1 pseudogene is annotated in these 286 nt (G+C 34.3%); it reads left to right on the forward strand.

Going from position 1 to position 286, the window contains the following annotated elements:
• Nucleotides 1-259 (forward strand): annotated as a pseudogene (locus tag ELQ09_RS08185) (dimethyl sulfoxide reductase subunit B); the annotation flags it as partial.
• Between the last annotated feature and the right edge of the window lie 27 nt (nucleotides 260-286).

Raw genomic sequence — 286 nt, forward strand, 5'->3', positions numbered from 1 at the left:
GTGTTATGAGAGATTAAAAGAAGGTAAAAATCCAATTTGCGTGGACTCTTGTCCTCTTAGAGCATTAAAAGCAGGAGATATAACAAAACTGAGAGAAGAACATGGAAATTTAGCCTCTATCACACCTTTACATGACGCTTCTATCACGCATCCAAATTTATGTTTAGTGCCTGATAAACATAGTTTGCCTTCAGGTAATAAAAGTGCTATTTTTCATCTACCTCAAAACTACCAAGGAGTTAAAATTGACATCATTTAATCACATTTTAAGCGAAATGTCTTTGGT

Source organism: Campylobacter sp. CH186 (genome assembly GCF_004378925.1).
Lineage (GTDB): Bacteria > Campylobacterota > Campylobacteria > Campylobacterales > Campylobacteraceae > Campylobacter_D > Campylobacter_D jejuni.